The following is a 24,968-nucleotide window of genomic DNA, read 5'->3' as shown; positions in this document are numbered from 1 at the left end:
CTGGGGTCACCTCCAGCAATAGCACTTACTAAGACACGTAGGGGAAAGCAGCCACGGGGTACACCGAGGCGTTCAAGGAGCAGATGGTGAAGCGGATGGTGAGGCGGCCAGCGGTGAGCGCCTCGGCCTTGTCCAAGAAGGTGGACGTACCGCAGTTGAGCCTGCCCTCGTTTTGTGGCTCTCCCGCCTTTCATGTGGTTCAACGGAAGTGGGCTGGCGAGCCTCGCTCTTGCGGCTATCCGCTTGCGCCCCAAGCGGGAGAGGAGGAAACGAGCGTGGCGTTTGAAGCAGCGGCCAAGAGGGAGCCGATGGAGGAGAGCAGGCCGCGAGTGGACTAGCCGGAGATGCTGAGGAGGACGTTCGACCTCGACGTGTTCGCCTGCGAGAGGTGAGGTATGGAAGCAGGTGGCGACTCTTGGCGTATGCGAAGCACGCGGGCGGAGTGCGAGCGATTCTGAAGCACCTGGGATTGTCTACGTCAGGTGCGAGCTTGGCTTCGTCGCGAGTTCCACCCCAGGCCGCATGGTGTTGAGGCCCGAGCCGCTACAGCCAATAGACTCAAGCCCTCTACACCACTGAGCTGCCCCTGTTGACAGGACGGCCAGGGCCGACATGAGCCTCAAGGGGAGCTGCACGGTGAGCGCACCGGCATGGCGCACTTCTCTTGGGCTCCCATCAGCAGCCGTCCCCTGCCTCTCCGCGCCCCCTGCCCTCATCAGGGCCCCATCCGTCCTACTACGCCCCCCTTCGGACACCACGTCTACGTCATCGAGGAGGGCCAGTGGCACATCGTGGACCGGGCGTCAGCCCTTGCGGCGCCCCTGGAGGATCTCCAGGAACGAGCGGGTGCGCAGCTCCTCCAGGGTGAGCCCGGCCGCGCGCGCCTCGTCCTCGGTGAGGGCGCCACAGGCGATGCCGCGCAGGAAGAAGTTGATCAACCCCTGCCCCGTGGCCGCGTCGTCGAAGACATCCCCCAGCCGCGTGGCCTGGGCCGCCTTGTCCATGAAGGCCTTCAGCCGGCGCGAGGCCTCGTCCAGTCCCTCCAGGAAGAAGGCGTACACGGCGGCGTAGCGCACGGGCACCTGCGCCGGGTGCAGATCCCACCCCTGGTAGAAGCCATCCGTCAGCGACCGGCGCACGTTGTCCGCGTGGAGCCGCCACGCGCGGTGCACGGCGGCCCGGTTCTCCTCCTGCTGCTCCGGGGTGAGCGCTCCCCCCTTGGGCGCCTTGTGCGGCCCCACGGGCATGGTGGTGGTGGCACCGTCGGAGAGATGGATGCCCGTGCCCGCCAGCGACACCTGCATCACGTGCCGGGCGAAGTCGCAGGAGGGATGGAACAGGTGCTGGTGCGCCGCGGTGATGCCACACGCGGCGGTGTAGTCGTACGCGCCGAAGTGCACGCCGGTGCAGCGTCCCCGGGCGGCTCCCACCAGCAGCGGCAGCTCCACCCGTCCCTCCCGATCGAAGAGGGCTTGCGGCGTCTCCACCATCAGCTCCACCTTCACCACGCCCCGCGGCAGGCCCAGTCCCTCCTCCAGGCCGATCAACACGGAGTCGAGCGCGGCCACCTGCTCGCGGATGGAGACCTTGGGCAGGGTGACCACGAAGCCGGGCGGCAGGCGCCCTCCCGTCTTCTCCACCAGCGTGGAGAGGAACAGGTCCAGGGTGCGCACGGAGCGGCCGAAGAGCTCGTCACTGAAGGACTTGATGCGGAGCCCGATGAAAGGCGGCAGCGAGCCCCGCTCCAGGCCCCGCGCCATCTCCTCCGCCGTGGCCACCGCGTGCCCGTCCTCCTCCGCGTCCGGCCGGTGGCCATAGCCGTCCTCGAAGTCGATGCGGTAGTCCTCCACCGCCTCGCGCCGCAGCTTGGCCACCACGCGCGCGTGGACCTTCTCCGCCAGCCCCCCCTCCTCCGTCAGCCCCAGCACGCCGGCCAGGGTGCGCGCATCCGGCGCATGCTCCTCCCACGAGCGCAGCGCCACCTCCGCCAGCTTCGAGGCCGTCTCCGCCTTGAAGAGGTGCGCCCCCCCATAGACGGAGTGGACGGGCTGCCGCCGGGAGGACTCCCCGGGGTAGCGGTGGTTGAAGGCCTTGTTCGCCGCCTGGAGGGCGGCACGGGTGTCCGAGAGGCTCTGGGCGGTCAGGGTCGTCTTCATGGGGCGGCCGGAGACTCGCCCTGGAGGGCCCGGGACGCAACTTCACGCGGAGTTCGTGGATAATGCCTCCATGGATCCGATCGGCCGCCGCCCCGTTGCCCTCCACACGCCCCCCCAGCCCGCCAAGGCCGAGCCCCGCCCCGCCGCGAACACCGTCCAGACACCGAGCACCCCCCAGTCGGTGGGCCACACCCAGAAGAGTGGTTTCGAGGCACCCGGCGTGAAGGCCCTCCAGGCCCCCGTGGGCACCTGGCGCGCCCCGGCGGACTCGGAGCTGGGCAAGGTCATCCACGGGATGCTCGAGCGGCTCAAGCAGTGCGACATCAAGATCAAGGGGGATACCCCCGAGAGCCTGTTCCGCCGGGCCATCCTCGACAACAAGCACGTGAGCAACGAGCAGCTCCTGGCCATCTCCAAGGTGTCGCTGGAGCAGCTCGACTCCGGCCCGGAGACGCGCCAGAAGGTGCTGGCGAAGGTTCCCAACGCCCGCGAGCTGCCCGTCCACAAGTTCACCGTGGCCATGCTGTCGGCCGCCACGGGCATCGACGCCCAGAAGCTCTCCGAGGCCTGCCCGGACCTGGGGCTGACCGGGGCGCCGGGCACCCCGCTGCTCTACGCCGCCAAGACGGAGCGCATGCAGCGCTCCACCGCCCTGCACGACTTCACCGACTACCTCCGGGGCGCCGGCATCAAGGGCCTCAACAAGGCCGTCTGGGGGGTGGAGAACCGTGTGCTGTCCGCCGCCGTCAGCGCACTGGGCGGAGGCCGGTACTAACGGGTAACGTGCCCGGCCCATGGACGAACCCAACGGCCGGCTCATCCAGACCCTCATCGAGGCGCGCAGGCACCACTGCTTCCCGCCCGACGTGCGCGCCGCGGCGCCCGAGCTCATCGAGAAGGTCCTGGCTCTGCTCTTCCCCCACTTCGCCGAGCGGATGGACTGTAGCTCCGTCGGCATCCGCTCCGAGGTGGCCGTGGTCGAGGCCATCCTCACGCGCGCCCTGGACACGCTCGCCCCGCGCTACCCGGGCCTGTCTGCGGACATGCCCCGGCGCTTCATGGAGCAGCTCCCGGAAATCTACGCCTGGCTGCGCCAGGACGCCGAGGCCATCAACGAGGCCGACCCCGCCGCCCGCAACGTGGACGAGGTCATCCTCACCTACCCCGGCTTCTACGCCATCGCCATCTACCGCATTGCCCACTCCCTGCACCGGCTCGGCTTCCCCCTCCTGCCCCGCCTCCTCACCGAGCTGGCCCACCAGCGCACCGGCGTGGACATCCACCCGGGCGCCACCATCGGCCGCCGCTTCGTCATCGACCACGGCACCGGCGTGGTCATCGGCGAAACCACCCTCATCGGCACCGGGGTGAAGATCTACCAGGGCGTCACGCTGGGCGCCCTCCAGGTGCAGAAGGACCTGGCGGACAAGAAGCGACACCCCACCATCGAGGACGACGTGGTGGTGTACGCCAACGCCACCATCCTCGGCGGCACCACGGTGGTCGGGCGCGGCAGCATCATCGCCGGCAACGCCTTCATCACCCACAGCATCCCCCCCGAGTCCATGGTCACCCGCCGCAGCGAGGTGCGCCACCGGGAGCCCAATGCCGAGTTCGACGAGCTTGAATACCACATCTGATGTAGCGGATATTCGTCTTCTGTAACGGACAGCTTCCCACGAGGGCATCCCCATGAAGGTGAACAACATCCTGGAGACGATCGGCAACACGCCGCACGTCCGCATCAACCGGCTCTTCCCCTCGCGCGTCGAGGTGCACATGAAGCTCGAGCGGGCCAACCCGGGCGGGAGCATCAAGGACCGCATCGGCCTGGCGATGATCGAGGACGCGGAGAAGAAGGGCCTGCTCAAGAAGGACAGCGTCATCATCGAGCCGACGTCGGGCAACACGGGCATCGGCCTGGCGATGGTGGCGGCGGTGAAGGGCTACAAGCTCATCCTGGTGATGCCGGAGTCCATGAGCATCGAGCGCCGCCGGCTGATGGCGGCCTACGGAGCCACGTTCGAGCTGACGCCGCGGGCGCAGGGCATGAAGGGCGCCATCGCCCGGGCGCAGGAGATGGTGTCGCAGACGCCCAACGCGTGGATGCCGCAGCAGTTCGAGAACGAGGCGAACATCGAGGTGCACAAGCGCACCACGGCGCAGGAGATCCTCAAGGACTTCCCCGAGGGCCTGGACTACATCATCACGGGCGTGGGTACGGGCGGCCACATCACCGCGTGCGCCGAGGTGCTGAAGGAGAAGTGGCCGAAGCTGAAGGTGCTCGCGGTGGAGCCGACCAAGTCGCCGGTGATCAGCGGCGGGCAGCCGGGGCCGCACCCCATCCAGGGGATTGGCGCGGGCTTCATCCCGAAGAACCTGCACAAGGAGGCGCTGGACGGCGTCATCCAGGTGACCGAGGAGGAGGCGTTCGACTTCGCGAAGCGGTCCGCGCGCGAGGAGGGCATCTTCGTGGGCATCTCCTCGGGCGCGGCGCTGGCGGCGGTGAACAAGAAGCTGGCGGAGCTCCCCGACGGCAGCCGGGTGCTGTGCTTCTGCTACGACACCGGTGAGCGCTACCTGTCGATCGAGAACCTCTTCCCGGCGCAGTAACCCCGCCCCATCCTTCCCCCACTCCTCCCTCTCCCACTGGGAGAGGGTCGGGGTGAGGGTATGCAGGACCCTACGGCGTGGTCGTCAGGTTGGGCAGGGCGATCCAACCCCAGTGCCCGGAGTCGACGTAGCCGTACACGAAGTCGAGCGTGGCCGAGACCCTCACGGCCGTGCCACTGCCGCAGTTGTAGAGGGGCATCGAGACGGAGTGCTGGACCTGGGCGCGCTTGAAGTTGAGCCGGGTGGTGTTCGGGTAGACGGCCTTCGTCGGCGAGCCCTTTCCGGGCAGGTTGGTGATCAGATTGATGCGGCCATTGCGCCCCAGGTAATGGACGGCCATGTTGCCGGCGGGGCAGTTGTCCGTCACGTGCAGCCCCTCGTAGGGCGCGTTGTTCGAGGGGATGATGTACCAGTTGCTGTACGTCCCGCCTGGATCCGGCGCCGGCCGGTAGTTGGCGCCAATCCAATTCAGGATGTTGGTGGAGCCCGCGTCCAACAAGTCGGGACGGATCCATCCGCTGATGGCCCCATTGTTGGTCGGCACCGAGAAGCCCATGACCATGTAGTTCGGGGAGACGGTGGAGAGGGTCCGGCGCGTCCCCAGGTTGATGCGCAGCTTCGTCCCGGTGGTCACGTTGCCGAGCACGGCGCCGTGGTTGTCGTAGACGGACATGGGCGCCGTGGCCGTGAACCAGTACGTCTTCGTGTTCCGATTGCACAGGCGCGGCCGGGGATCACACTTCATTCCCCCGAGCTCACAGTTGTTGGGGCTGTTGATGGAGTCCGCGCTGGGGCTGCCGGTGCCGCACGCGGCCGAATCCGCGACGGTACAGGGATTGGTGCTCCAGTTCGCCGTACATTCGCCATCCAGCTCCTGTTCGGCCACGGAGAGCTCGCCCACCTCCACGGGCGGCGTCACCGCGGTGCCACAGGCGGTGAGCACGGAAACCAGGAGACCCCATCCCCAACGATGCGAGGAATTCATCAAGCTTCGAGCAATGGATGACATGGTACCGAGTCCTTTCTTCTCGGTTTATAATCATGTAGTAACGGTTTTCCGTCCGCAATCGGTATAAAAAGGAAATCATGCGGCCCCTCTTGCTGACCGTCCTGCTCCCGACCCTCGCCACCGCTGGCGGCTTCCAGCGCCTGCACGCCGAAGAGGCGTCGGCCACCAGCTTCCTCAAGAGCAACTGGAACAAGTACGAGGAGAACTACCACCCCAGCTACGTGCTCGATGACGATCCGAAGACGGCCTGGGTGGAAGGGACCGAGGGGGACGGCCTCGGCGAATCGCTGACGATCCCCGTCTCGGATCTCAAGTCCGCGCGAGCCATCCGCCTCGTGATCTTCAATGGCTATCAGAAATCCAAGGCGTTGCTGAACGCCAATTCCGCACCCAGACAGCTCACCGTCACCGTGCGCGGGCCCGGGGGCCAGGAGTCGGCGAAGACGCAGCTCACCCTCGAGCGGAAGATGGGGCCCCAGTCCTTCGACATCCCCGTGACGGGCGCCGTGGCGGACGTGGTGCTCCTCATCGACAGCGTCCACCCGGGCTCGAAGTACAAGGACACCTGCGTGTCGGACGTCCAGGTCTTCGTCGACAGCGAGGTGCCGTACAACGCCGCCGTCGAGAAGGGAAAGCGCGAGGCCCTGCTCCAGTGGAAGAAGGAGCGCGTGGAGGCCGCGAAGTACTTCGCCCGCCTGCCGAGGAGCTACCCGTTCGCGGCCACGCGCTTCGAGGAGAAGGTGGACCAGAAGGTGCTCTCCAAGCGCTACACCCGGGTGCTCGACGAGGACAAGGACGGCTATGCCGAAAAGGGCGTACCCGCCAAGGACTTCGTCCCCCTGCTGACCCAGCTCAAGAAGGGACAGCTCACCGGCCCCCTGGCCGATTCGGACAAGGCGCTGCTCCAGGAGCTCGACAAGCTCGCCGCCGCACCGCCCCAGGACGGGAAGTGGTACTCGCTCACCCAGGCGGGACGCGTGGTCCTGCCGGAGAACGTCTCCTTCTCCTCGCTGATGGTGCCCTTGCTCAACCTGCCCGAGGCGACCCTCTTCGAGGCGAAGGGACGGGGTTCCCTCAAGCCCAGACTGAGCGACGATGATGGCTACCAGCACGGCACGGTCCTCTCGAACCTGCTGGTGCTCGAGGGCTCGGCCACCGACGTGAAGAAGGTGTACTTCACGCAGACGCGCGTCATCGTCGAGCGCACCACCGACACCACCACCACGCATGCCATCGCCCTCCTGGAGGGTGGACGGCTCACGCGCCTGGTGACGCTGGAGAACAGCACGGATGAGATTGGAAGCCCGATCGTGTCCGCGGGCGCCACGTCCGTGACGTACACGGAGGGAAAGGTGTCACGGCTCGAGAAGACCGAGCTGGTGGACAGCGATTCCGAGTTCGACGGCGTGGACCCCGACTCGGGAATCATCGTGCGGACGACGACGAGCGAGGCCGTGTCGAGCACATGAAGGAGGTGGCGCTCCTCGCCCTGCTCCTGGCCACCGCGGCCGGGGCGGAATCCCCCTCCCCGTGGGACTTCGGGAGCTTCCTGGAGCCCATCCGCGTCCGTGGCGCCTCGGCGGAGACGTGTGAGTCGTGCCACCCGGAGGTGTACGAGGCGTGGACGCGTTCACGCCACCGGCGGAGCCTCGACAACGCCGTGTTCCTCGATGGCTTCGCGGCGGAGCCTCATCCCCGCTGTGTGTACTGCCATGCCCCGCTCGAGGAACAGGCGAAGGCGGCGATGCGGCGGCGTGCGGCGCTGATCCGGGAGCGCTCCCTCGCCTCGGTGCCCCGGGAGTCGCTGGCCCACGAGGGCATCACCTGTGTGACGTGCCACGTCCGCGAGGGCGTGGTGATGACGGCGAACCCCCATCCCCCGGAGGCCGATCACCCCCTGCGCTCCGAGCCGAAGCTGGCCGAGCCCTCCTTCTGCGCGAGCTGTCACGAGTTCCTCGGCCACGAGGTGGTGGACGGCCGCTCCGTGCTCACCGGCGAGAAGATGCAGACGACCTGGAGCGAGTGGCGCGACTGGCGGAATCGCGGCGGACAGGGCACCTGCCAGAGCTGTCACATGCCCGGCAAATCGCACGCCTTCCGGGGAGCGTATGACCGGGACTTCCTCCGTGGCGCGCTCTCCCTGCGGCTCGAGCGGACACGGGGACAGCTCGTCGCCGTCCTCGAGTCCCGGGGCGTGGGGCATGCCTTCCCCACCGGGGACGTGTTCCGCCACCTGACGCTGTGGGCCGATGACAAGCCCGTGGCGCGGCTCGGGCAGACCTTCGAGCTCACCGCCTCGGAAGGGGGCGGCCTGCACGTGCGCCGGACCGGGAACACGGCGCTCCAACCCTTCGAGCCCACACGCCTGACGCTCCCCACGGGCACCCGGCGCGTGCGCGTCACGTACCACTACGCCGAGGACCGGCACGAGCGGCGTGGCACCGTGCCCCGGGATCAGCTCGTCATCGAGCTGGCCGCCCAGGACGCTCCCGCCCGCCGGTGACGGGCCCTCCTTCGAGGCCGGACGCGCGAAAGCCGAGGCCATGGGCAGGACCTCGGGAAGCCGGCCATGAGCGGGTTCCTGGTTTGGAGGGCGCGGGCTCCATCAACTACGCTGCCGCTCCGTGACGCCATTTACCATGCTGCACCTCGCGCTCGCGGGCGCGTTCCTCGTCCTCGCGCTGGTGCATTTCGTGACCTGGGCCGCCGTGCGCACCCAGCGGGTCCAGCTCTGGCTCGCCTCGAGCTTCCTCTGCTTCGCGGTGCTCACGTTCACCATCGGGCTCACCAGCCGAGAAGCCAGCGCGATGGTCGCCGATACACGGCCATGGCTGATCCTCGGCGTCCTCCCCTCGATTCCCCTCCCCTACACCCTCCTGCGCGTCGCGTGGTCGATGCTGGATCTGCCGCTCACCCGCTGGCGGCGGGTGATGCTGGGCGTGGCCCTCGCGCTCGGCACGGTGCGCGTGGTCGACGTGACCAGGTCCATCCTCTCGCTGCCCGCGGCCGGATTGACCTCGGAGCAGATCACGCAGGCGACCACGGGCCTGAGCCTCCCGCTGTTCTGGCTCCTGGCGACGTGCGTGGCCGGAACCTGGGCCGTGGAAGCGGCACGGCTCCTGAAGCGCCGGGGGGCGATGGCGATCGCCGTGCTCGCCGCCGCCCTGTGCTCGCTCGTCCTGCTCGGCCGCGAGCTCGCCGTCGACGCGGGCTGGATCCCGGGCCCTTCCCTCTTCGCGCTCGTGGGACTCCCCTTCCTCCTGTTCGCCTCCTCCGCGCTCGCCATCCTCACCGCCCGCTCGCTGCGCGGCGCCGACCTGGGCACCGGCATCCACCGCTACCGCCGGCTCACCCGGCTCGGACGCGGCGGCATGGGCGAGGTGTGGCTCGCGGTGCGCACCGGCCGCGCCGGCTTCCACCGGCTCGTCGTCCTCAAGCGCATGCTGGACGAGAAACACGAGGAGCCCGAGGTCCTCCTCCACCGCTTCATCGGCGAAGCCCGCACCGCCGCGCGCCTCCATCATCCGAACATCGTGTCCGTCTACGATCTCGGACAGATCGATGGCGCGTGGTTCATCGTCATGGAGTACCTGAGCGGCGTGAACACGCTCGAGCTCGTCCGGCGCGTCAAGAAGGGGAACAGGCTGCCACTCGAGGTCGTGGTCGAGATCTGCCAGCAGGCCCTGCGGGGGCTCGCCTACGCGCACGAGCGGGGCGTGATTCATCGCGACATCAGCGCGGACAACCTCGTGGTGTCGTTCGATGGCGTGGTGAAGGTCGTCGACTTCGGCATCGCGCATGGCTCCGGCGAAGCACAGGAGCGGGTCACCCCGAGCGCCTCCCCACCGCCCGCGACACGGCTCACCCAGTTGGGCGGCATCATCGGGAAGGCCGACTACATGCCGCCCGAGCGCCTGCAGGGCGCCGAGGCGACGATCTCCGGAGATCTCTACGCGCTCGGCTGTGTGCTCCATGAGTTGCTGTTCGGAAACCTTCCCGACCTCTCCACGGGGGGCCTCCAGCTTCCGCACGGGGAACGGCCCGAGGCACCCGCCGCCCATGCGCTGCTCCGGAACGTGCTCGCGACCGCGCTCCACCTGGACGTGGCGCGGCGTTATACCGACGCGAGGGCCTTCCAGCGTGCCCTCGAGCCGGTCCGGCAGGCGCTCCCGGCGGTCGAGCTCACGGGCTGGCTGCGGGAGAACTTCTCGGAGCGGTGGACGCGCGAACGGAATCTCTCGGAACTGGGCGATCCCACGCCCGCCGAGGTGGAAGCACTGCTCACGCGAGAGTCCGCCGCGGCCCCCGGAGAGAATGCGGAGGCCACGCGGCTCATCGGAGCACGGGCCGCGCCCCCCATCGAGGAACAGACAACGCGACTCATCCAGCGCCCCCGCTGAAACCCAGGGAGTGTGACGTGGCCTCGAAAGCCGTCAGCAAGAAGCCCGCCAGCAAGAAGACCGCCAGCAAGAAACCCGCGAAGCGCGGTGCGTCCGAGCCCGAGAGCGTCGAGGCATTCCTCGCGTCGCTCGAGCACCCGTACAAGCAGGAGATCGTCACCCTCCGGCAGCTCATCCTCGGTGCCGATCCGAAGATCGCCGAGGGCATCAAGTGGAACGCACCGAGCTTCCGGACCTCGGAATACTTCGCGACCTTCCAGCTCCGCGCGAAGGACGGCGTGCAGCTCATCCTGCACCTGGGTGCGAAGACGCGGGACACCGCGCTCACGGGCATCCAGGTGGCCGACCCGGAGTCACTGCTCGAGTGGCTCGCCAAGGACCGGGCGTCGGTGAAGTTCCGCGATTCGAAGGACATCGGCGCGAAACGGACCGCCTTCGCCAACGTCCTCCGCGAGTGGATCAAACATGTGTGACGCGGAGGCCCGACGCCTCCAAAACGAAACCGCCGCCCGCGGAATCACGCGGACGGCGGGGAAGAACACGGCGGGGACGGCTCTTACATCGGGCCCGCGCAGTTCGACCCGTGCACTCCGGCGGGGCACCAGTAGTTGCGGATGTTCAACCCGTCCTTCGTGCCCGTGCGCGAGCTGCAGGTGTTGCCCACCCAGTTGGCCTCCCTCAGGGTGATCCGGTTCGGGCTCGGCGCGGTGTCCACGTTCGAAACGTACGCGACGTGGCCGTACGAGCTCGACGTCGGGATCATCGCCACGCACCCCTTGTGGGCGTGGTTGCTGTTGATGATCGCCACCTTGTCGCTCCAGTAGGTCAGGCCATACGGGAGCTTGGGCTGCAGGCACCGCGCGTGCAGCACGCAGTTGTCGCAGTTGCCACACGCCGCCGACTCCGTGGTGCCGATGTCCTGATCATGCGCGTGGTCGGCATGGGCCTCGTGGTTCGCGTCGGAGGACACCTGCTGCTCGGGAGCCACGTCCTCCGCCTCGACGCCGCCACAGCCCGTCACGGCGAGAGAAAGGGAGAGAAGGGACAGCGCCACGATCCTGGTCTGGAAACGAAACATGGGGGGATTGCCTCCGTCGGTTGCCGCTGAGGGACAATCCAGCAATACCGGATTAGCCTCCCAGGACCAATAGGCCTCCAAAACAGGTTGCGTCATCTGGCGCAGCGCGAGCACGGAAGAATCCCGCCGAAATTCGATTCCTGGGATGCGGGCGGGCCCGGGCCCTCTCTCGGGTATGGACGTGTGTCGCTCGCTGCCAGCCTGGAGCCCGCTGGGCGCATGCGCCCGGTCGACACGGGTCCAGTTGGAGGCCGCGGCCCTTCCGCTCGCGCTTCCCGCGGGAGCGACCTTTCACACCGCCGGTGAGGCCGTCGCGGGGCTCACGCTCCTGTCACAGGGCGTGGTGCGGATCTTCCACGCCCTGTCGCCGGACTGCCAGTTCACCGTGAAGCTGCTCCGGGCCCCGCACATCCTCGGAGTGATCGAGGTGATGCAGGCCAGCAGTTGGGTAGCGTCCGCGGAGGCACTCACGCCGCTGGAGGGGTACATGCTCCCCGCCCCCGTGTTCCGCGAGGCGCTCGCGATGGACCACGGCTTCACCACCGCGGTGCTGACGGACCTGGCGGCCAGCTTCGAGGGCACCATCCGGGTCAGCCGCGCCATGGGTTTCGATGGGTGCGAGCAACGGCTGATCCGCGTGTTGCTGGAGTACGCGGAGCACTTCGGCCGCCCGGGAGAGGAAGGACTCGTCATCCGCTATCCCCTGTCCCGGCAACGGCTGGCCCTGGAGATAGGAGCGGCGCGGCGCAGCGTGGACCGGGCCCTGGCGGCGCTCACCTCCCGGAAACTGCTCTCCCTGTCTCCCAAGGGCTGGCAGGTGCTCCACGAGCCCGAGGCGCTCCGCGCCCTGTTGCTCGCTCCGGGTTGAGCGTCGGGTAGAGTCCCCCCCCGGACCGAAGCCCCCGAGGAACCCATGCCCGCTGACTCCACCGCCCTGGCCCCGTTGCTCCACCAGAACGCGCTGCGCGTGCGCCAGAAGAAGGAGTGGGGGGAGATCCTCACCGGCTTCGAGGGGCGCAACGCCTACGAGGTGGTGGGCGACGACGGGCGGACGCTCTTCTACGCGGGCGAGGTGGGCGGCGGACTGGGGAGCTGGCTGCTGCGCATCTTCCTCAAGGCGAAGCGGCCCTTCACGCTGGAATTGAAGACGCCCTCGGGCGCCACGGTGCTGCGGCTGCGGAGGCCCTGGCGCTTCTGGCTCTCCACCCTGGAGGTGGAGGATGGGGAGGGCCGGCTCCTGGGCCACATCCAGCAACGCTTCCGCTTCTTCACCCGCGCCTATGACGTGCTCGGCCCGAATGGAGAGGAGCTGGCCCACCTGCGCGGGCCCTTCTTCCGCCCGTGGACGTTCGTCATCGAGGAGGGAGGCCGCGAGGTGGGCACCATCGCCAAGCGCTGGAGCGGCTTCGGCAAGGAGCTCTTCACGGACGCGGACAACTTCGGCATCCAGTTCGACGGCGCCTCGCGTGACGCGCGCATGCGCCCCCTCGCGGTCGCCGCCACGTTCCTCATCGACTTCGTCCACTTCGAGAACCGGCACGAGAGCAACGGCTGAACGGCTCGCGCCGCCTCCCTGGCGGACGTGCATGCCTCGGGCGTGGTGCACCGGGACATCACAGCCGATGCCAATCTCATTCTGGCTAGACGTCATTTCAGCACCAGTCCATGACGACGACTTTTAGAGTGGGATCCGCGAAAAACAGCGCGGTCTTGTGAGCTTCGCTGCGCCCCCCACAACGAAGTCATACCCACACTCTCACTTCCCCGAGAACGCCCGGACCATCTCCACCAACCGGTCCATCTCCCCGGGCTGATTGTAGAAGTGCGGCGAGATGCGGATGCGCCCGCGCCGCAGCGAGAAGCTGACCTGGCGCTCGGAGAGGTACGAGGCCAGCGCCTTCGCCTCCCCACGTGGCGGCAGGAAGGTCAGAATCCCCGCGCGGTGGGCAGGCGAGGGCCCCGTCTCACACCCGATGGCGCGCAGTTCCCCGTCCAGGTGGGTGAGCAGCTCCCGGATGCGGGCCTCGACGTTCTCCAGGCCCACCTCCAGCAACAACCCCAGCGCGGCCCCCAGGGCATAGGTGCCGGCGTAGTTCTGGCTCCCCTCCTCGAACTTCAAGGCGTCCGGGCGCAGTTCGAAATGGGCACGGTTGAAATTCCACGCATCCGTGGTGGAGCGCCAGCCGACGAGCACCGGCCGCACGCGCGGCAGCACGTCCTTGTCCACGTAGAGGAAGCCGATGCCGGACACGCCGATCATCCACTTGTGGCTGTCCGCGCTGAGGAAGTGGATGCGGCTCTTCTTCACGTCCACCGGCAGGCAGCCCACGCTCTGGATGCCATCCACGCAGAAGAGCACGCCCGAGCGCTCACAGAGCGCGCCAATCGCGTCCAGGTCCGTGCGGTAGCCAGAGGCGAACTGGACGGAGCTGACGGCCACGAGCCGCGTGCGCGGGGTGATCGCCGCGGCCACGGCCTCGGGAGTCACACCCCCCTCCACGGTCGCGATCTCCCGGACGGAGACGCCCCGATCGCGCAGGTGCATCCAGGGATAGACGTTGGAGGGGTACTCGATGGACGAGGCCACGGCCACCTCGTCCCCGGGCCGCCAGTCGAGCCCCTCGGCGACGAGGCCCAGGCCATGGCCCGTGTTGCGCACGAAGGCGATCTCCTCCGGCGCCGCGCCCACCATCCGCGCCGCCAGCCGGCGGGTGTTCTCCGTCCGCGCCTCCCAGCCCCGCTCATAGCGAACACCGTGCTGGAGCACGTCCTCCACCCACTCGCGCATGGCGTTGGCCACCCGCTGGCTCGTGGGGGCGACTCCCGCATGGTTGAAGTACAGCTGCTCCTTCACGACGGGGAACTCGGAGCGGTAGGCGTCGAAGTCCGGGGACGAGGTCATGGCGGGCGCATCATGCCAGGACGGCGCGCCCGTGCAGCCCCTGGCGCGCCGCCTTCCTCACGCACTCAGCGGCCCGGGCAGGCCAGCGCGAGCCCCGCTGCATGGACATCTGGGGCATCACACGGTGCGCCAGTCCGGCCACTCCCTCCTGCTCGAAGGCCGCGTTGGCCTCGGCCACCGCCTCACGCGAGTGAACCGAAGCACCCGGACACGTGCAGCGACAGAACAGCGGCGAACAGCACCGCGACCAGGCGAGACGAACGCGACTTCATGAATCCTCCTTGAAACGGAGACCGGGAACTCCGGCCCGCTGGTGGCGGAACCTGGCTTCCGGTGGAGGGCATGTCCTCAGTCGTGTGCAGTGAGTCCGGTGCGTCATGGTTGGAGTCCGTGGCGCGCGCTTGTGACAGCCCCCTCCATCGGCCCGCCCGCCAGACGGCCGGGGCTCCGGTCCGCCCGCGGCGATTTCCCCAGGATAAATCCAGCACCGCCTCGGGCCCGTATCGCGGGTGACATGACTCGCTTCGAGCACTCACACCAAGAGGACCGACCATGCTGAAACCCAACCCGCTTGCCGCCATCGCGGGACTGACGGCCGCGACCCTGCTCTTCCCACTCGGGGCTCTCGCGGCCAACCACCGCGAGGCCCCCATCACCGCCCTGGACCACAAGGCGGACATCACTGATTTCTTCGCGTTCGTCAGCTACGACAACCCGGACAAGGTCACCTTCATCCTGGACGTGGATCCGCTGTTGGAGCCGGCGAACGGGCCCAACTACTTCCCGTTCGATCCCGAGATCCTCTACAGCATCAAGATCGACAACGACCACGACGCCATCGAGGACGTCTGGTTCGATGTGCGCTTCACCACGGAGATCCGCTCGCCCAACCTCTTCACGGGTTACGTGGGCGCGGGCACGGGCATCGCCGCCCCGGGAAACTCACCTCCACCCGTCGCCCCCGGCCCCCGCGTCGTGCCACCCGCCATCACCGCCCTGGACGGGCCCGGCTCGGAAGGACTCAGCCTGCGCCAGAGCTACACGGTGACCCTGGCGCGCCGCGGTCCGGGCAACTCCGTGCAGCACGCCCGCCTGGGCGAGAGAACGCGCCTGTTCGCGCTGCCGACCAACGTCGGACCGCGCACCATGCCCGACTACCCCTCCCTCGCCCGGCAGGCCCTCTTCCGGGCCGGTGACGTCCGCGTCTTCGCCGGCACCGTGGAGGATCCGTTCTGGATCGACCTCGGCGCGGCGTTCGACTCCCTGAACTTCCGCGCCACCGGTTTCACGGTGCCCGGTGTGCTGTCGGACGCCCAGGACGCCGACGACGCCCGCAACTTCGCCAGCGATGCGGTCTCCGGCTTCAATGTGAACACCATCGCCATCGAGGTGCCCATCTCCCTGCTCACCAGCGACGGCAAGAAGCACGCGGCCTCCGACCCCAAGGCCACCATCGGCGCCTGGGCCACGACCTCCCGCCCGCGTGTCACCATCCGCCGGAAGCCCGCCGAGAGGAACGGCGATGCCCTGAAACACCCGGACTGGAGGCAGGTGCAGCGCATGGGCAATCCCCTCATCAACGAGCTGCTCGTGGGCACGGGCTTCAAGGACCGCTTCAGCATCGACCAGCCCAGGAACGACTCGCAGTTCGCCCCCTTCTTCCTCGATCCGACGCTCGCGCGGGTATTGAACGCGGTGTATGGGATTGACATCCCCGCCCCACCCCGGACGGATCTGCTGCCGCTGGTGACCTACGCGCCGCCCATTGCCGCCGCGGGCACTCCCGCCGGCCCGGTGGCGGATCTGCTCCGTTTGAACACAGGCGTCCCCCCCACCTCCGTGGACAAGCAGAAGCGCCTGGGCCTGCTCGCTGGAGACCCCGCCGGCTTCCCCAACGGGCGCCGCGTGAGCGACGACGTCACGGACATCGCGGCACGCGCGGTCGCGGGCGTGCTGAATCCCCAGTTCAACAAGGCCCCCAACAACCGCATCGGCGACGGCGTGAACTCCAATGACGCCCCGTATCGGAAGACCTTCCCGTACGTCGGGCTCGCCTGGGACGGCCGCAACCGCCGCCACGTGGACCCCGGTGAAGTGGGAGGCGGCCCCGTCAAGTAGTCCCTCGCGCCTCTTCCAGGAGATTTCCATGAAAGCGATTTGGAGCATGGCTGGAGTCCTGCTGGTGGCCTCGCTCGCCCTGGGCCAGGAGGAGGTACGGTCCACACCCGCGCAGGTGAGGATCGACCAGGCGCGCAGCGCCATCGAGAAGCACCCCGAGCACCCTCAGGCCTACAATGACCTCGCGCTCGCCCTGGCGCGCCGCGCACGTGAGACGGGAGATCCCGCGCTCTACGAGCAGGCCGAGGCGGCCCTGAGGAAGTCCTTCCGCCTCCAGCCCGACAACTTCGAGGGCCTGAAGGTCCAGAGCTGGCTGTTGTTGGGCAAACATGAGTTCGCCAAGGCTCGCGAGCTGGCGCGTGAGCTCAACCGCCGCTCGCCAGACGACGTGCTCGTGTATGGATACCTCGCGGACGCCCATGCCGAGCTCGGCAACTACGAGGAGGCGGAGGCCGCCGCGCAGTGGATGCTCGACCTCCGCCCGGGCAACATCCCCGGACTGACACGGGCGGCCTACCTGCGCGAGCTCCACGGCGACATCGAGGGAGCGCTGGAGTTGATGCGCAACGCCTATGACCGGACCGACCCGAGCGAGTTCGAGGACCGCGCCTGGCTCCTGACGCAGCTCGGTCACCTGCATCTCGTCATCGGAGAGCAGCGCGAAGCCGAGTCCGCGCTGACCGAAGCCTTGCGCCTGTTTCCCGGCTATCACTACGCACTCGGGACGCTCGGCACGCTCCGCATGGAGCAGCAGCGCTGGAAGGAAGCCGTCGAGCTCCTCGAGCAGCGCCATGCGGCCGCCCCCCACCCGGAGAACCTCTATCCCCTGGCGCAAGCACTGGAGCGCGCCGGCCGCCCCCGCGAAGCACGCAAGGCCTTCCGCGACTTCGAACGGCAGGCCTCGCGCGAGAGTGAGGGCGCCGACAACGCCAACCGTGAGTTGATCTTCTATTACATCGAGCACGCCAACGAACCGGCCCAGGCCCTGCGTCTGGCGGAGCGAGAAGCCGCTCGCCGCCAGGATGTCCACACCCTGGACGCGTATGCCTGGGCACTCCATGCCAACGGCCGGGACCGCGAGGCTCGGGCACAGCTCGAGCGCGTGCGGAAGATCGGTTCCCGAGATCCCCTCTTCCAGTCGCATGCACGCGCCATCCCGGCCGGGAAGGAGGTGTCCGGATGATGCGAGCTCCTGAATGGTGGGCCGGAGGCGTCCTGCTTCTTTCCCTCCACGCGGCCCACGCCGCCCCCCGCCTGCAGGCGGAAGAGCGATACATGCCCCTGCTCAGCCATGCCGCCGAGATGCACGTGGATCCAGCCCCGCGGGAGCGCGGGGTGTGCCCCCCCGAGCTCGTCTTCTCCCTGACGCGGATGGGGGACCCCCTGGTTCCCCACCCCCAGGCCTATGCGGTGTCTCCGGAAGGGCCGGCCGGTGCGCTCGGGATGACCCTCTCGCCCTTCCGCTTCCGCGCGGGAGGGCACCAGCTCTCCGTGCTCGACCTGGACATGGCCTACGAGACCAGCGGCGGAGCCTCGAGCACGGCCCTCCAGGTGGGCGTGCTCAAGGTGGATCTCTCCTTCTGAGCCGGGTCAAGGCAGCGCCTTCACCGCGTGGGCGCCACCACCGGCTTCTTCGCCGCGGTCTTCGTCCACTGGTCCAGCCAATCCAGCACCGTCTCGTGCCACTGGATGCTGTTGGCCGGCTTCACCACCCAGTGGTTCTCGTCCGGGAAGTAGAGGAACTTGGACGGAATCCCCCGCCGCTGCAGCACCGTGAAGGTGGACAGGCCCTGCGTCTCCACCACCCGGAAGTCCTGCCCGCCGTGAATCACCAGCATCGGCGTCTTCCACTTCGCCACGTGGTCGATCGGGTTGTGCTTCGCGTACCCCGCCGGGTTCTCCCACGGCGTCCCCCCGTGCTCCCACTCGGGGAACCACAGCTCCTCCGTGTTGAAGTACGCCAGCCGCTCGTCCAGGTTGCCGTCGTGGTTCACCAGGCACCGGAAACGCTCCGGCAGCTGCCCGGCGATCCAGTTGATCATGTACCCGCCGTAGCTCGCTCCCAGCGCGCACACCTTGTCGCCGTCCAGGAAGGAGTACCGCTTCACCGCCGCCTCCAGGCCCTTGTGCAGGTCCTCCAGCGGCTTGCCGCCCCAGTCCCCCCGGATGGAGTCCGTGAAGTCCTGGCCGTACCCCGTCGAGCCGTGGAAGTCGACCATCACCGCCGCGTAGCCCCGGCCCGCGTACGTCTGCGGGTTCCACCGGTAGTGGAAGTGGTTGCCGAAGCTGCCCTGCGGCCCGCCGTGAATGAGGAACGCCACCGGGTACTTCTTCTTCGGGTCGAAATCGACCGGCTTCACCACGTACGCGCGCACCGTCTCGCCATTCCAGCCCGGGAACTCGAACTGCTCGAAGTCACCGAAGCGCAGGCGCGACATCGCCTCCTCGTTCACCCGGGTGAGCTGACGCAGGTCGCTCCCGTCCGCGCGCACCGTGTAGAGGTCCGCCGGGGACTTCAGGTCATCGCGCAGGAAGGCGATGCGTCCGTCCGGCAGCGGCTGCGGCTCGGCGGCGTAGCCCGAGCCACTGAAGGCCGTCACCTGGCCGCTCGCCACGTCGATGGAGAAGGCACGGTGGTGGCCGATGTCATCCGCGGTGACGAGCACGGACTTCCCATCCGGGCTCCACGTGAGCGAGCCGGCCGAGCGGTCCCACGGCTCGGCGAGGACGCGCTCCTTGCCCTCCGGCCACGAGCGCAGCACCACGCGCAGCCGGTCCGACTCGAAGCCCGGGCGCGACATGGCCAGGTACGCGAGCGTCTTGCCGTCCGGGCTGAACACGGGGTGCGTGTCCGTGGCGCGGTTCTTCTCGGTGAGCTTCTTCGGCGTGCCGGCCCTGTCCACCGGGGCCAGGAAGAGATCCAGATCCGTGGACCAGGACTCGCTGTTGCCCACGTCGCGCGCGGTGAAGACGAGCCCCTTGCCATCCGGCGTGAAGGTGAACTCCTCCGGGCCGCCGAAGGGCTTGCTGGGACCATCCGCGTCCATGCCCGCCATCACGTCACGCGGGGCGGCGCTACCGTCCACCGGCAGCACGAAGAGGTGCGAGCGCTTGCCGTTGGCCCACGTGTCCCAGTGGCGGACGAAGAGCTTGTCGTACACCTGGCCGGTGCTCTTGGACTGCGTCTTCTCCTTCTGGCGCTGGGTGTTGCACTCCAGCGTGGGGCAGTCGGGGTAGACCTCCATGGCCACGGCGAGCTTCTTGCCGTCACCCGACAGGGCGAAGGCGCCCACGTCCAGGGGCAGCTTCGTGACGGCCTGGGCCTCGCCCCCGTCGAGCGGCAGGCGGAACACCTGACGGGAGCCACCGCGCGAGGAGAGGAAGTAGAGGCCCTGACCCTCCGGGCTCCAGACGGGCTGGGCCTCGCTCTCGGGAGAGGAGGTGAGCTGGCGCAGACCGGTGCCGTCGGCGTTGACGAGCCACAGGTCCGTGCGGCCCTTGTTGGCCTCCAGGTCGGTGGAGCGCAGCACGAAGGCGATGCGCTTGCCATCCGGAGAGGCGCTCGGATTGCTGATCCGGCGCATCGAGACCTGGTCCTGGATGGTGAAGGGCTGGGGTTTGGCGGGAGCGGCGGTGAGGGCGAGCGCCGCGAAGAGGGAGAGGGTCAAGGGGTCCTCCGTGCGAGTCAACCGCTCACACCCCGAGGACAAACCGGGGCGCGCGGCGGTGGGACGGTGCCCGTTTCAACCGCGGGTGTCCACCGTTCATCCCCACCGGCCGCGAAGCAGCCGCTCCCCTGCCCCCCGACCCATACCCCGCGTCAACTTCCCCTCGCCCCCTCGGAGAGGGTCCCCCCGCCCTCGCCCAGAGGGAGAGGGAGCATGCGCGACTCAGCCGCGCGCCGAGCGGGTCCGGGCGCGGTTCTTCGTCCCGGACGCGGAGCGGCCGCTCTTCGCCGTGGACTTCTGCTTGCGGCCCGCCGGCGGCTTGCGAGCCGAGCCGGACGACTTCTTCTTGGGCGCCTTCACCGCCTTCTTCCGGGACGCCTCCTCCTCCATCTTCTCCATCGGGGCGAGGATGGTGCCGCGGCAGGTGGGAGCACCACAGCGGCAGACGTAGAGCGCCTCCTCGTCGGGGCCCATGTCCTCGGTGCGGTCGTACGAGTAGTCGTAGCTGAGCTCCTCGCCCTCGCCGATGTCCCGCAGGGCGTAGATGAAGATGCGCTCCCCCTCGAGGAAGGCCTGGCAGTTGGGGGCACACGAGTGGTTGATGAAGCGGGCGTCGTTGCCCTCGTGCGCCGCGTCGATGACCGTGTCCTCGTCCACGTTGAAGAGGAAGGTGTGGTGGCGCGACATGGCCGTGTCGTCGTAGCGCTCATCCGCCACGGCCTGGGAGATGCGCTCACCCACGTACTCGATGATGCGCGCCCCCTTGCGGATGGGGCGCGTGGCGAAGGCACCCCGTCCCTGGATGGACGAGGGCCTCAGCTCGAAGGGCTGCGGCGTGAGGGTGGACAGCTTGCGGGACGAGGGCTTCTTGTTGGTGGGTGCGGGCATCGGAAGGGAAGTAGAGACGCGCCAGGAAAGGCGCGGTAGGGTGCCTCAGTCTGACCTTTGAAGAAAGAAAGGCGCTCGACGATGCGGCAGTGGCTCATTCTCGGCGCGGCAAGCGCGTTCCTGTCCGTGGCGGCGGGAGCGTTCGGCGCGCACGCGCTCCGGGCAAGGCTCACCCCGGACCTCCTGACCATCTTCGAAACCGGTGCGCGCTACCACATGTACCACTCGCTGGGGCTGATCGCGATCGGTCTGCTGAGCCAGGTGCGCCCCCACCCCCTGTTGAACGGCGCCGGGTGGGCCATGACGGTGGGCATCCTCCTCTTTTCCGGCAGCCTGTACGCGCTGGCACTCTCCGGCGTACGCGCCCTGGGCGCCATCACCCCGCTCGGCGGGCTGGGCTTCCTCGCGGGCTGGCTGCTGTTGGCCATCGCCGCCTGGCGCCAGACGGGCTGAGTGGCACGTGCACCCCAAGGACGAGAAGCTACAACCCAGGTTGGGCACGGAGCTGCGCATGGCCCGCATGCGCCTGGAGCTCACCCAGGAGCAGGTGGCCAAGGCCGTGGGCTTCGTCCCCACCGTCTACGGCCGCATCGAGCGCGGGGACATGATGCCCAGTACCCCCAAGCTCAAGGCCCTCTGCGTGCTGCTGGGCATCTCCGCCGATGTGCTCCTGGGGGTGAACCCCTCGGAGGACCCCCCCATGCAAGCGCCTCCACCTCCCCCACCCGGAGAGCCCCCCGAGTTGCGGCGCCTCGCCATGCTCGTGCGCGAGCTGCCGCCCGAGCGCTTCCGCTTGTTCCGCGTGGCCCTCCGCTCCATCGCCCACCCCGATGAGGAGGAGTGAGCACACCCCCTTGACATCCGACGGGGCGGAACTGTCGGAAACAAGTCACTCCGACGGACCTTCCCTCTCCAGATGTCCGTCGGCGGACACTTTTCGGCCCGCTCGTCTGCCTGGGCGTCAGTCAGCCGACACGGTGTTCAACGTTCGCCCTGGGTAGAAGTGAGGAGTGGCGGTAAACAAGCTCGGTGTCTGATCCCCGGACGGCCCGCGCGCTCCCCGCTTCGCCCACCATGTCCTCGCCCCCCGCGCTCTCGCGTGTAGACGTCCTGACCGTGGATGACACCCCGGCCAACCTCCGCTCCCTGGAGGTGCTCATGGCCGACATGGGTGCCAACATCGTCACCGCCTCCTCGGGTGACGAGGCGCTGCGCCTCCTGCTGGACAGGGACTTCGCCCTCATCCTCCTGGACGTACAGATGCCGGGAATGGATGGCTACGAGACGGCGAGCCTCATCCGCATGCGCGAGCGCACGCGCCACATCCCCATCATCTTCATCACCGCCTACAACCGCAGCGAGGTGAACGTCACGCGCGGCTACGAGCTGGGCGCGGTGGACTACCTCTTCAAGCCCATCGTCCCGGAGATCTTCCGCACGAAGGTGACGGTCTTCCTGGATCTGCACCGCAAGACGGAGGAGGTGCGCCGGCAGGCGGAGCTGCTGCGGCAGGCGGAGAACCGCGAGCACGAGCGCAAGCTGGCCGAGGCCCGCGCGCACTACGAGCGCTCCCTGCTGGAGCAGGAGATGGAGCGCGAGCGCAAGGTGTCCGAGGCCCGCGAGCAGCGCGCCCAGGAGCTGGTGCGGCTCGTCAACGAGAAGGAGCAGGCCCAGGCGGCCCTGCACGAGAGCAACGCCCGGCTGCGGCTGCTCGCGGACGTGGCCAGCCGCCTGCTGAAGGGCCCCGACGGCCGCACCCTCCTCAACAGCGTCCACCACCAGATCGTCGAGCACCTGGGCCTCGAGGTCTGCCTGGGCTACCTCTTCCAGGAGGGCCATGGCGGCCTGCAGCTGGCGGCCCACGCGGGCATCCCCGAGGGCCTGCTGCCCCGGCTGGAGCTGCTGATGCCCGGACAGGGCGTCGCGGGCCGGGTGGCCGCCGAGAACAAACGCTGGGTGCTGGACGCCGGCTCCGCCGCCAACGGCCCCGCCCCGGATGCCGCGCCGGAGCTGGGACTGGCCGCCCTCGCCTGCTACCCGCTGCTCAGCCAGGGCCGCGTCCTGGGCACGCTGGCCTTCGGCACGCGCACCATGCGCGCCTTCTCCGCCGACGAGCTGTCCCTCATGCAGGGCGTGTGCGATCAGGTCGCCGTGGCCCTGGAGCGCGAGCGCCTCATCGGCGCGCTGCGCGAGGCGGACCGGCGCAAGGACGAGTTCCTCGCCATGCTCGCCCACGAGCTGCGCAACCCCCTGGCCCCCGTCCGCCACGCGCTCGAGGTCTTCCGCATGCGCATGTGGCAGGACGACATCATCCAGCGCACCATCGCCAGCGCGGATCGCCAGGTGGCGCACATGACGCGGCTGGTGGATGACCTGCTGGACGTCAGCCGCATCACCCGCGGCAAGGTGGAGCTCAAACCCGTCCTCGTCGCCCTCTCGGACGTGGTGGAGGGCGCGGTGCAGGCCTGCGAGCCCATCGTCACCCAGCGCCGCCATGAGCTGAGCGTCTCGCTGCCCTCCGAGGCGGTGATGCTCAACGTGGACCCCACCCGCATGACGCAGGTGGTGGCCAACCTGCTGCACAACGCGGCCAAGTACACGCCCTCCGGCGGCCGCATCCAGCTCGAGGCCGAGCGCCAGGGCGACGAGCTGGTGCTGAGCGTGCGCGACACCGGCATCGGCCTGCGGCCGGAGATGCTCCACCGCGTCTTCGATCTCTTCGTGCAGGTGGACCCCGGCAGCGACCGCGCCCAGGGCGGGCTCGGACTGGGCCTCACCCTGGTGCGCAGCCTGGTGGAAATGCACGGCGGCAGCGTGTCCGCCCGCAGCGAGGGCATCTCCCAGGGCAGCGAGTTCACCGTCCGCCTCCCCCTGCCCGCCGAGGTTCCCGCGGCGCTCTCGCTGCCTGGCATGTTGAAGGCCGCCGCCGCCAACGCCCAGAAGCTGCAACCGCTCCACATCCTCCTCGTGGAGGACAACCCGGACATCCGCGAGACGCTGAAGGATCTGCTGGAGCTCCACGGCCACCGCGTGCAGGAGGCCAGCGATGGCCGCTCGGCCGTGGACCTGGTGCTCTCCCAGCGTCCCCAGGTGGCCCTGGTGGACATCGGCCTTCCGGAGCTGGACGGCTACAAGGTGGCCGAGCTCGTCCGTGCCTCCGCCGGCGGCTCCGATACCCGGCTCGTCGCCCTCACCGGCTACGGCCACCCCGAGGACCGCAAACGCGCGCTCGAGGCGGGCTTCGACGCCCACCTCGTCAAGCCGGTGTCCTCCGATGACCTGTCTCAAGTCTTGAAGAAGCTCTGTACGGCGGCCTGAAACCGCCCCCCCTCCCCCCGGTGAACGGTGGACGGCCCCTCATGGGCGCCGCTCCCCTGGACAAGCAGCACAGGAGACGCCCCACACCATGGCAACGCAGTCCGATAAGGCGCCCGCCGACAACGCGCTCGATCCCAAGCTCCTCCTCAAGACGCTCCAGTCGCTCCGCAAGGGTGACTTCAGCGTCCGCATGCCCGAGGACCGGACAGGGACCACGGGGAAGATCTACGACACCTTCAACGAGGTCATCACCCTCAACCAGGCGCTGGTGCACGAGCTGGAGCGCGTCAGCACCGTGGTGGGCCGCGAGGGCCGCATCACCCAACGCGCCACGCTCAACGGCGCCGTGGGCAGCTACCAGACGGCCGTGGAGGCGGTGAACTCGCTCATCGCCGACCTGGCCCAGCCCACCACCGAGGTGGCCCGCGTCATCGGCGCCGTGGCCAAGGGTGACCTCACCCAGACCATGGCCCTGGAGTTCGAGGACCGCCCCCTCAAGGGCGAGTTCCTCCGCACCGCCCAGGTGGTCAACAGCACCGTGGCCCAGCTGTCCTCGTTCGCCAGCGAAGTGACCCGCGTGGCCCGCGAGGTGGGGACCGAAGGAAAGCTGGGCGGCCAGGCCGTGCTGCGCGGCGTGTCCGGCACCTGGAAGGAGCTCACCGACAGCGTGAACCTGATGGCGAGCAACCTCACCGCCCAGGTGCGCAACATCGCCGACGTGACGACCGCCGTGGCCAACGGCGACCTGTCCAAGAAGATCACCGTGGACGTGCGCGGGGAGATCGCCGAGCTCAAGCAGACCATCAACACGATGGTGG

General features: G+C 68.7%; 24 protein-coding genes. 16 read left to right on the top strand and 8 right to left on the bottom strand.

Annotation, left to right across the window (positions count from 1 at the left end; translation table 11 throughout):
• Nucleotides 1–803: 803 nt before the first annotated feature.
• A complete protein-coding gene (locus Q664_RS33305; protein ID WP_043404836.1) occupies nucleotides 804–2,156 on the bottom strand; it encodes a DUF6986 family protein in 1,353 nt (450 codons plus the stop codon).
• A gap of 70 nt (nucleotides 2,157–2,226) precedes the next feature.
• On the opposite strand from Q664_RS33305, the gene Q664_RS33300 reads away from it, so the two are divergent.
• Genes Q664_RS33300 through cysK form a run of 3 tightly spaced genes read left to right on the top strand, consistent with a single transcriptional unit; the run spans nucleotide 2,227 to nucleotide 4,769 of the window.
• Nucleotides 2,227–2,931 carry a hypothetical protein gene (locus Q664_RS33300; RefSeq protein WP_043404833.1) on the top strand — a complete coding sequence of 235 codons (705 nt, stop codon included), beginning with the start codon at nucleotides 2,227–2,229 and terminating at the stop codon, nucleotides 2,929–2,931.
• A 19-nt stretch (nucleotides 2,932–2,950) separates the two neighbouring features.
• Nucleotides 2,951–3,796, top strand: coding sequence for a serine O-acetyltransferase EpsC (gene epsC / locus Q664_RS62335; protein ID WP_043404830.1), 846 nt, complete (start codon nucleotides 2,951–2,953; stop codon nucleotides 3,794–3,796).
• A 52-nt stretch (nucleotides 3,797–3,848) separates the two neighbouring features.
• Nucleotides 3,849–4,769: a cysteine synthase A gene (cysK, locus tag Q664_RS33290; RefSeq protein ID WP_043404827.1), complete on the top strand. Its 921-nt coding sequence runs from the start codon at nucleotides 3,849–3,851 to the stop codon at nucleotides 4,767–4,769.
• 70 nt (nucleotides 4,770–4,839) lie between these two features.
• Here the strand turns inward: cysK and Q664_RS33285 are convergent, their stop codons facing one another.
• The gene (locus Q664_RS33285) at nucleotides 4,840–5,712 is read right to left on the bottom strand and encodes a hypothetical protein (RefSeq protein WP_043404824.1); all 873 of its coding nucleotides are present in this window, start codon (nucleotides 5,710–5,712) and stop codon (nucleotides 4,840–4,842) included.
• Between the two features lie 143 nt (nucleotides 5,713–5,855).
• Here Q664_RS33285 and Q664_RS53015 point away from each other — a divergent pair, with 143 nt between their 5' ends.
• The 4 genes from Q664_RS53015 (at nucleotide 5,856) to Q664_RS33265 (ending at nucleotide 10,651) form a co-directional block, all read left to right on the top strand.
• The gene (locus Q664_RS53015; RefSeq protein ID WP_052518986.1) at nucleotides 5,856–7,247 is read left to right on the top strand and encodes an NADase-type glycan-binding domain-containing protein; all 1,392 of its coding nucleotides are present in this window, start codon (nucleotides 5,856–5,858) and stop codon (nucleotides 7,245–7,247) included.
• Nucleotides 7,244–8,281, top strand: a complete 1,038-nt coding sequence (locus Q664_RS33275) for a hypothetical protein (protein WP_043404822.1) — start codon at nucleotides 7,244–7,246, stop codon at nucleotides 8,279–8,281. The genes Q664_RS53015 and Q664_RS33275 overlap by 4 nt, the downstream gene beginning before the upstream one ends.
• Nucleotides 8,282–8,417: 136 nt before the next feature.
• Nucleotides 8,418–10,178, top strand: a complete 1,761-nt coding sequence (locus tag Q664_RS53010; protein ID WP_052518985.1) for a serine/threonine-protein kinase — start codon at nucleotides 8,418–8,420, stop codon at nucleotides 10,176–10,178.
• Between the two features lie 17 nt (nucleotides 10,179–10,195).
• A complete protein-coding gene (locus tag Q664_RS33265) occupies nucleotides 10,196–10,651 on the top strand; it encodes a DUF1801 domain-containing protein (RefSeq protein WP_043404819.1) in 456 nt (151 codons plus the stop codon).
• 83 nt (nucleotides 10,652–10,734) lie between these two features.
• Here the strand turns inward: Q664_RS33265 and Q664_RS33260 are convergent, their stop codons facing one another.
• Nucleotides 10,735–11,256 (bottom strand): hypothetical protein, encoded by a 522-nt coding sequence (locus Q664_RS33260; RefSeq protein ID WP_043404816.1) that lies wholly within the window; start codon nucleotides 11,254–11,256, stop codon nucleotides 10,735–10,737.
• Nucleotides 11,257–11,431: 175 nt separating this feature from the next.
• On the opposite strand from Q664_RS33260, the gene Q664_RS33255 reads away from it, so the two are divergent.
• Complete coding sequence (locus tag Q664_RS33255) at nucleotides 11,432–12,124, top strand: Crp/Fnr family transcriptional regulator (protein WP_160174555.1); 693 nt, start codon at nucleotides 11,432–11,434, stop codon at nucleotides 12,122–12,124.
• Nucleotides 12,125–12,169: 45 nt separating this feature from the next.
• Nucleotides 12,170–12,811, top strand: coding sequence for an LURP-one-related family protein (locus tag Q664_RS33250; protein WP_052518984.1), 642 nt, complete (start codon nucleotides 12,170–12,172; stop codon nucleotides 12,809–12,811).
• Between the two features lie 97 nt (nucleotides 12,812–12,908).
• On the opposite strand, the gene Q664_RS61435 is transcribed toward Q664_RS33250, so the two are convergent.
• From Q664_RS61435 to Q664_RS59470, 3 genes are read right to left on the bottom strand one after another with little or no spacing between them, the layout of a single operon-like run.
• Nucleotides 12,909–12,959: a hypothetical protein gene (locus Q664_RS61435; RefSeq protein WP_235216976.1), complete on the bottom strand. Its 51-nt coding sequence runs from the start codon at nucleotides 12,957–12,959 to the stop codon at nucleotides 12,909–12,911.
• A 53-nt stretch (nucleotides 12,960–13,012) separates the two neighbouring features.
• A complete protein-coding gene (locus tag Q664_RS33245; protein ID WP_043404811.1) occupies nucleotides 13,013–14,158 on the bottom strand; it encodes an aminotransferase class V-fold PLP-dependent enzyme in 1,146 nt (381 codons plus the stop codon).
• Between the two features lie 10 nt (nucleotides 14,159–14,168).
• Nucleotides 14,169–14,336, bottom strand: a complete 168-nt coding sequence (locus tag Q664_RS59470; protein ID WP_160174554.1) for a hypothetical protein — start codon at nucleotides 14,334–14,336, stop codon at nucleotides 14,169–14,171.
• A 374-nt stretch (nucleotides 14,337–14,710) separates the two neighbouring features.
• On the opposite strand from Q664_RS59470, the gene Q664_RS33240 reads away from it, so the two are divergent.
• The 3 genes from Q664_RS33240 to Q664_RS33230 are packed head-to-tail and all read left to right on the top strand — an operon-like array spanning nucleotide 14,711 to nucleotide 17,860.
• Entirely contained in the window at nucleotides 14,711–16,276 is a 1,566-nt protein-coding gene (locus tag Q664_RS33240; RefSeq protein ID WP_043404808.1) for a DUF4331 domain-containing protein, read from the top strand.
• 28 nt (nucleotides 16,277–16,304) lie between these two features.
• The gene (locus Q664_RS33235) at nucleotides 16,305–17,459 is read left to right on the top strand and encodes a tetratricopeptide repeat protein (protein WP_160174553.1); all 1,155 of its coding nucleotides are present in this window, start codon (nucleotides 16,305–16,307) and stop codon (nucleotides 17,457–17,459) included.
• Nucleotides 17,456–17,860 carry a hypothetical protein gene (locus tag Q664_RS33230; protein ID WP_160174552.1) on the top strand — a complete coding sequence of 135 codons (405 nt, stop codon included), beginning with the start codon at nucleotides 17,456–17,458 and terminating at the stop codon, nucleotides 17,858–17,860. Before Q664_RS33235 ends, Q664_RS33230 begins: the two co-directional genes overlap by 4 nt.
• Before the next feature lie 20 nt (nucleotides 17,861–17,880).
• Here the strand turns inward: Q664_RS33230 and Q664_RS33225 are convergent, their stop codons facing one another.
• Nucleotides 17,881–19,944: a S9 family peptidase gene (locus tag Q664_RS33225; protein WP_043404800.1), complete on the bottom strand. Its 2,064-nt coding sequence runs from the start codon at nucleotides 19,942–19,944 to the stop codon at nucleotides 17,881–17,883.
• 222 nt (nucleotides 19,945–20,166) lie between these two features.
• Nucleotides 20,167–20,832, bottom strand: a complete 666-nt coding sequence (locus Q664_RS33220; protein ID WP_043404798.1) for an SET domain-containing protein — start codon at nucleotides 20,830–20,832, stop codon at nucleotides 20,167–20,169.
• Between the two features lie 81 nt (nucleotides 20,833–20,913).
• On the opposite strand from Q664_RS33220, the gene Q664_RS33215 reads away from it, so the two are divergent.
• The 4 genes from Q664_RS33215 to Q664_RS33200 all read left to right on the top strand — a co-directional run.
• Entirely contained in the window at nucleotides 20,914–21,285 is a 372-nt protein-coding gene (locus tag Q664_RS33215; RefSeq protein ID WP_043404796.1) for a DUF423 domain-containing protein, read from the top strand.
• A gap of 7 nt (nucleotides 21,286–21,292) precedes the next feature.
• Complete coding sequence (locus Q664_RS33210; protein WP_043404793.1) at nucleotides 21,293–21,676, top strand: helix-turn-helix domain-containing protein; 384 nt, start codon at nucleotides 21,293–21,295, stop codon at nucleotides 21,674–21,676.
• A 230-nt stretch (nucleotides 21,677–21,906) separates the two neighbouring features.
• Entirely contained in the window at nucleotides 21,907–24,150 is a 2,244-nt protein-coding gene (locus Q664_RS53005) for a response regulator (protein ID WP_052518982.1), read from the top strand.
• 88 nt (nucleotides 24,151–24,238) lie between these two features.
• The coding region (locus tag Q664_RS33200) for a HAMP domain-containing protein (protein ID WP_043404791.1) at nucleotides 24,239–24,968 on the top strand (730 nt) is incomplete at its 3' end.

It is taken from the genome of Archangium violaceum Cb vi76 (assembly GCF_000733295.1).
Taxonomy (GTDB): Bacteria; Myxococcota; Myxococcia; order Myxococcales; family Myxococcaceae; genus Archangium; species Archangium violaceum.
This window is presented reverse-complemented; position numbering and strand designations above follow the sequence as displayed.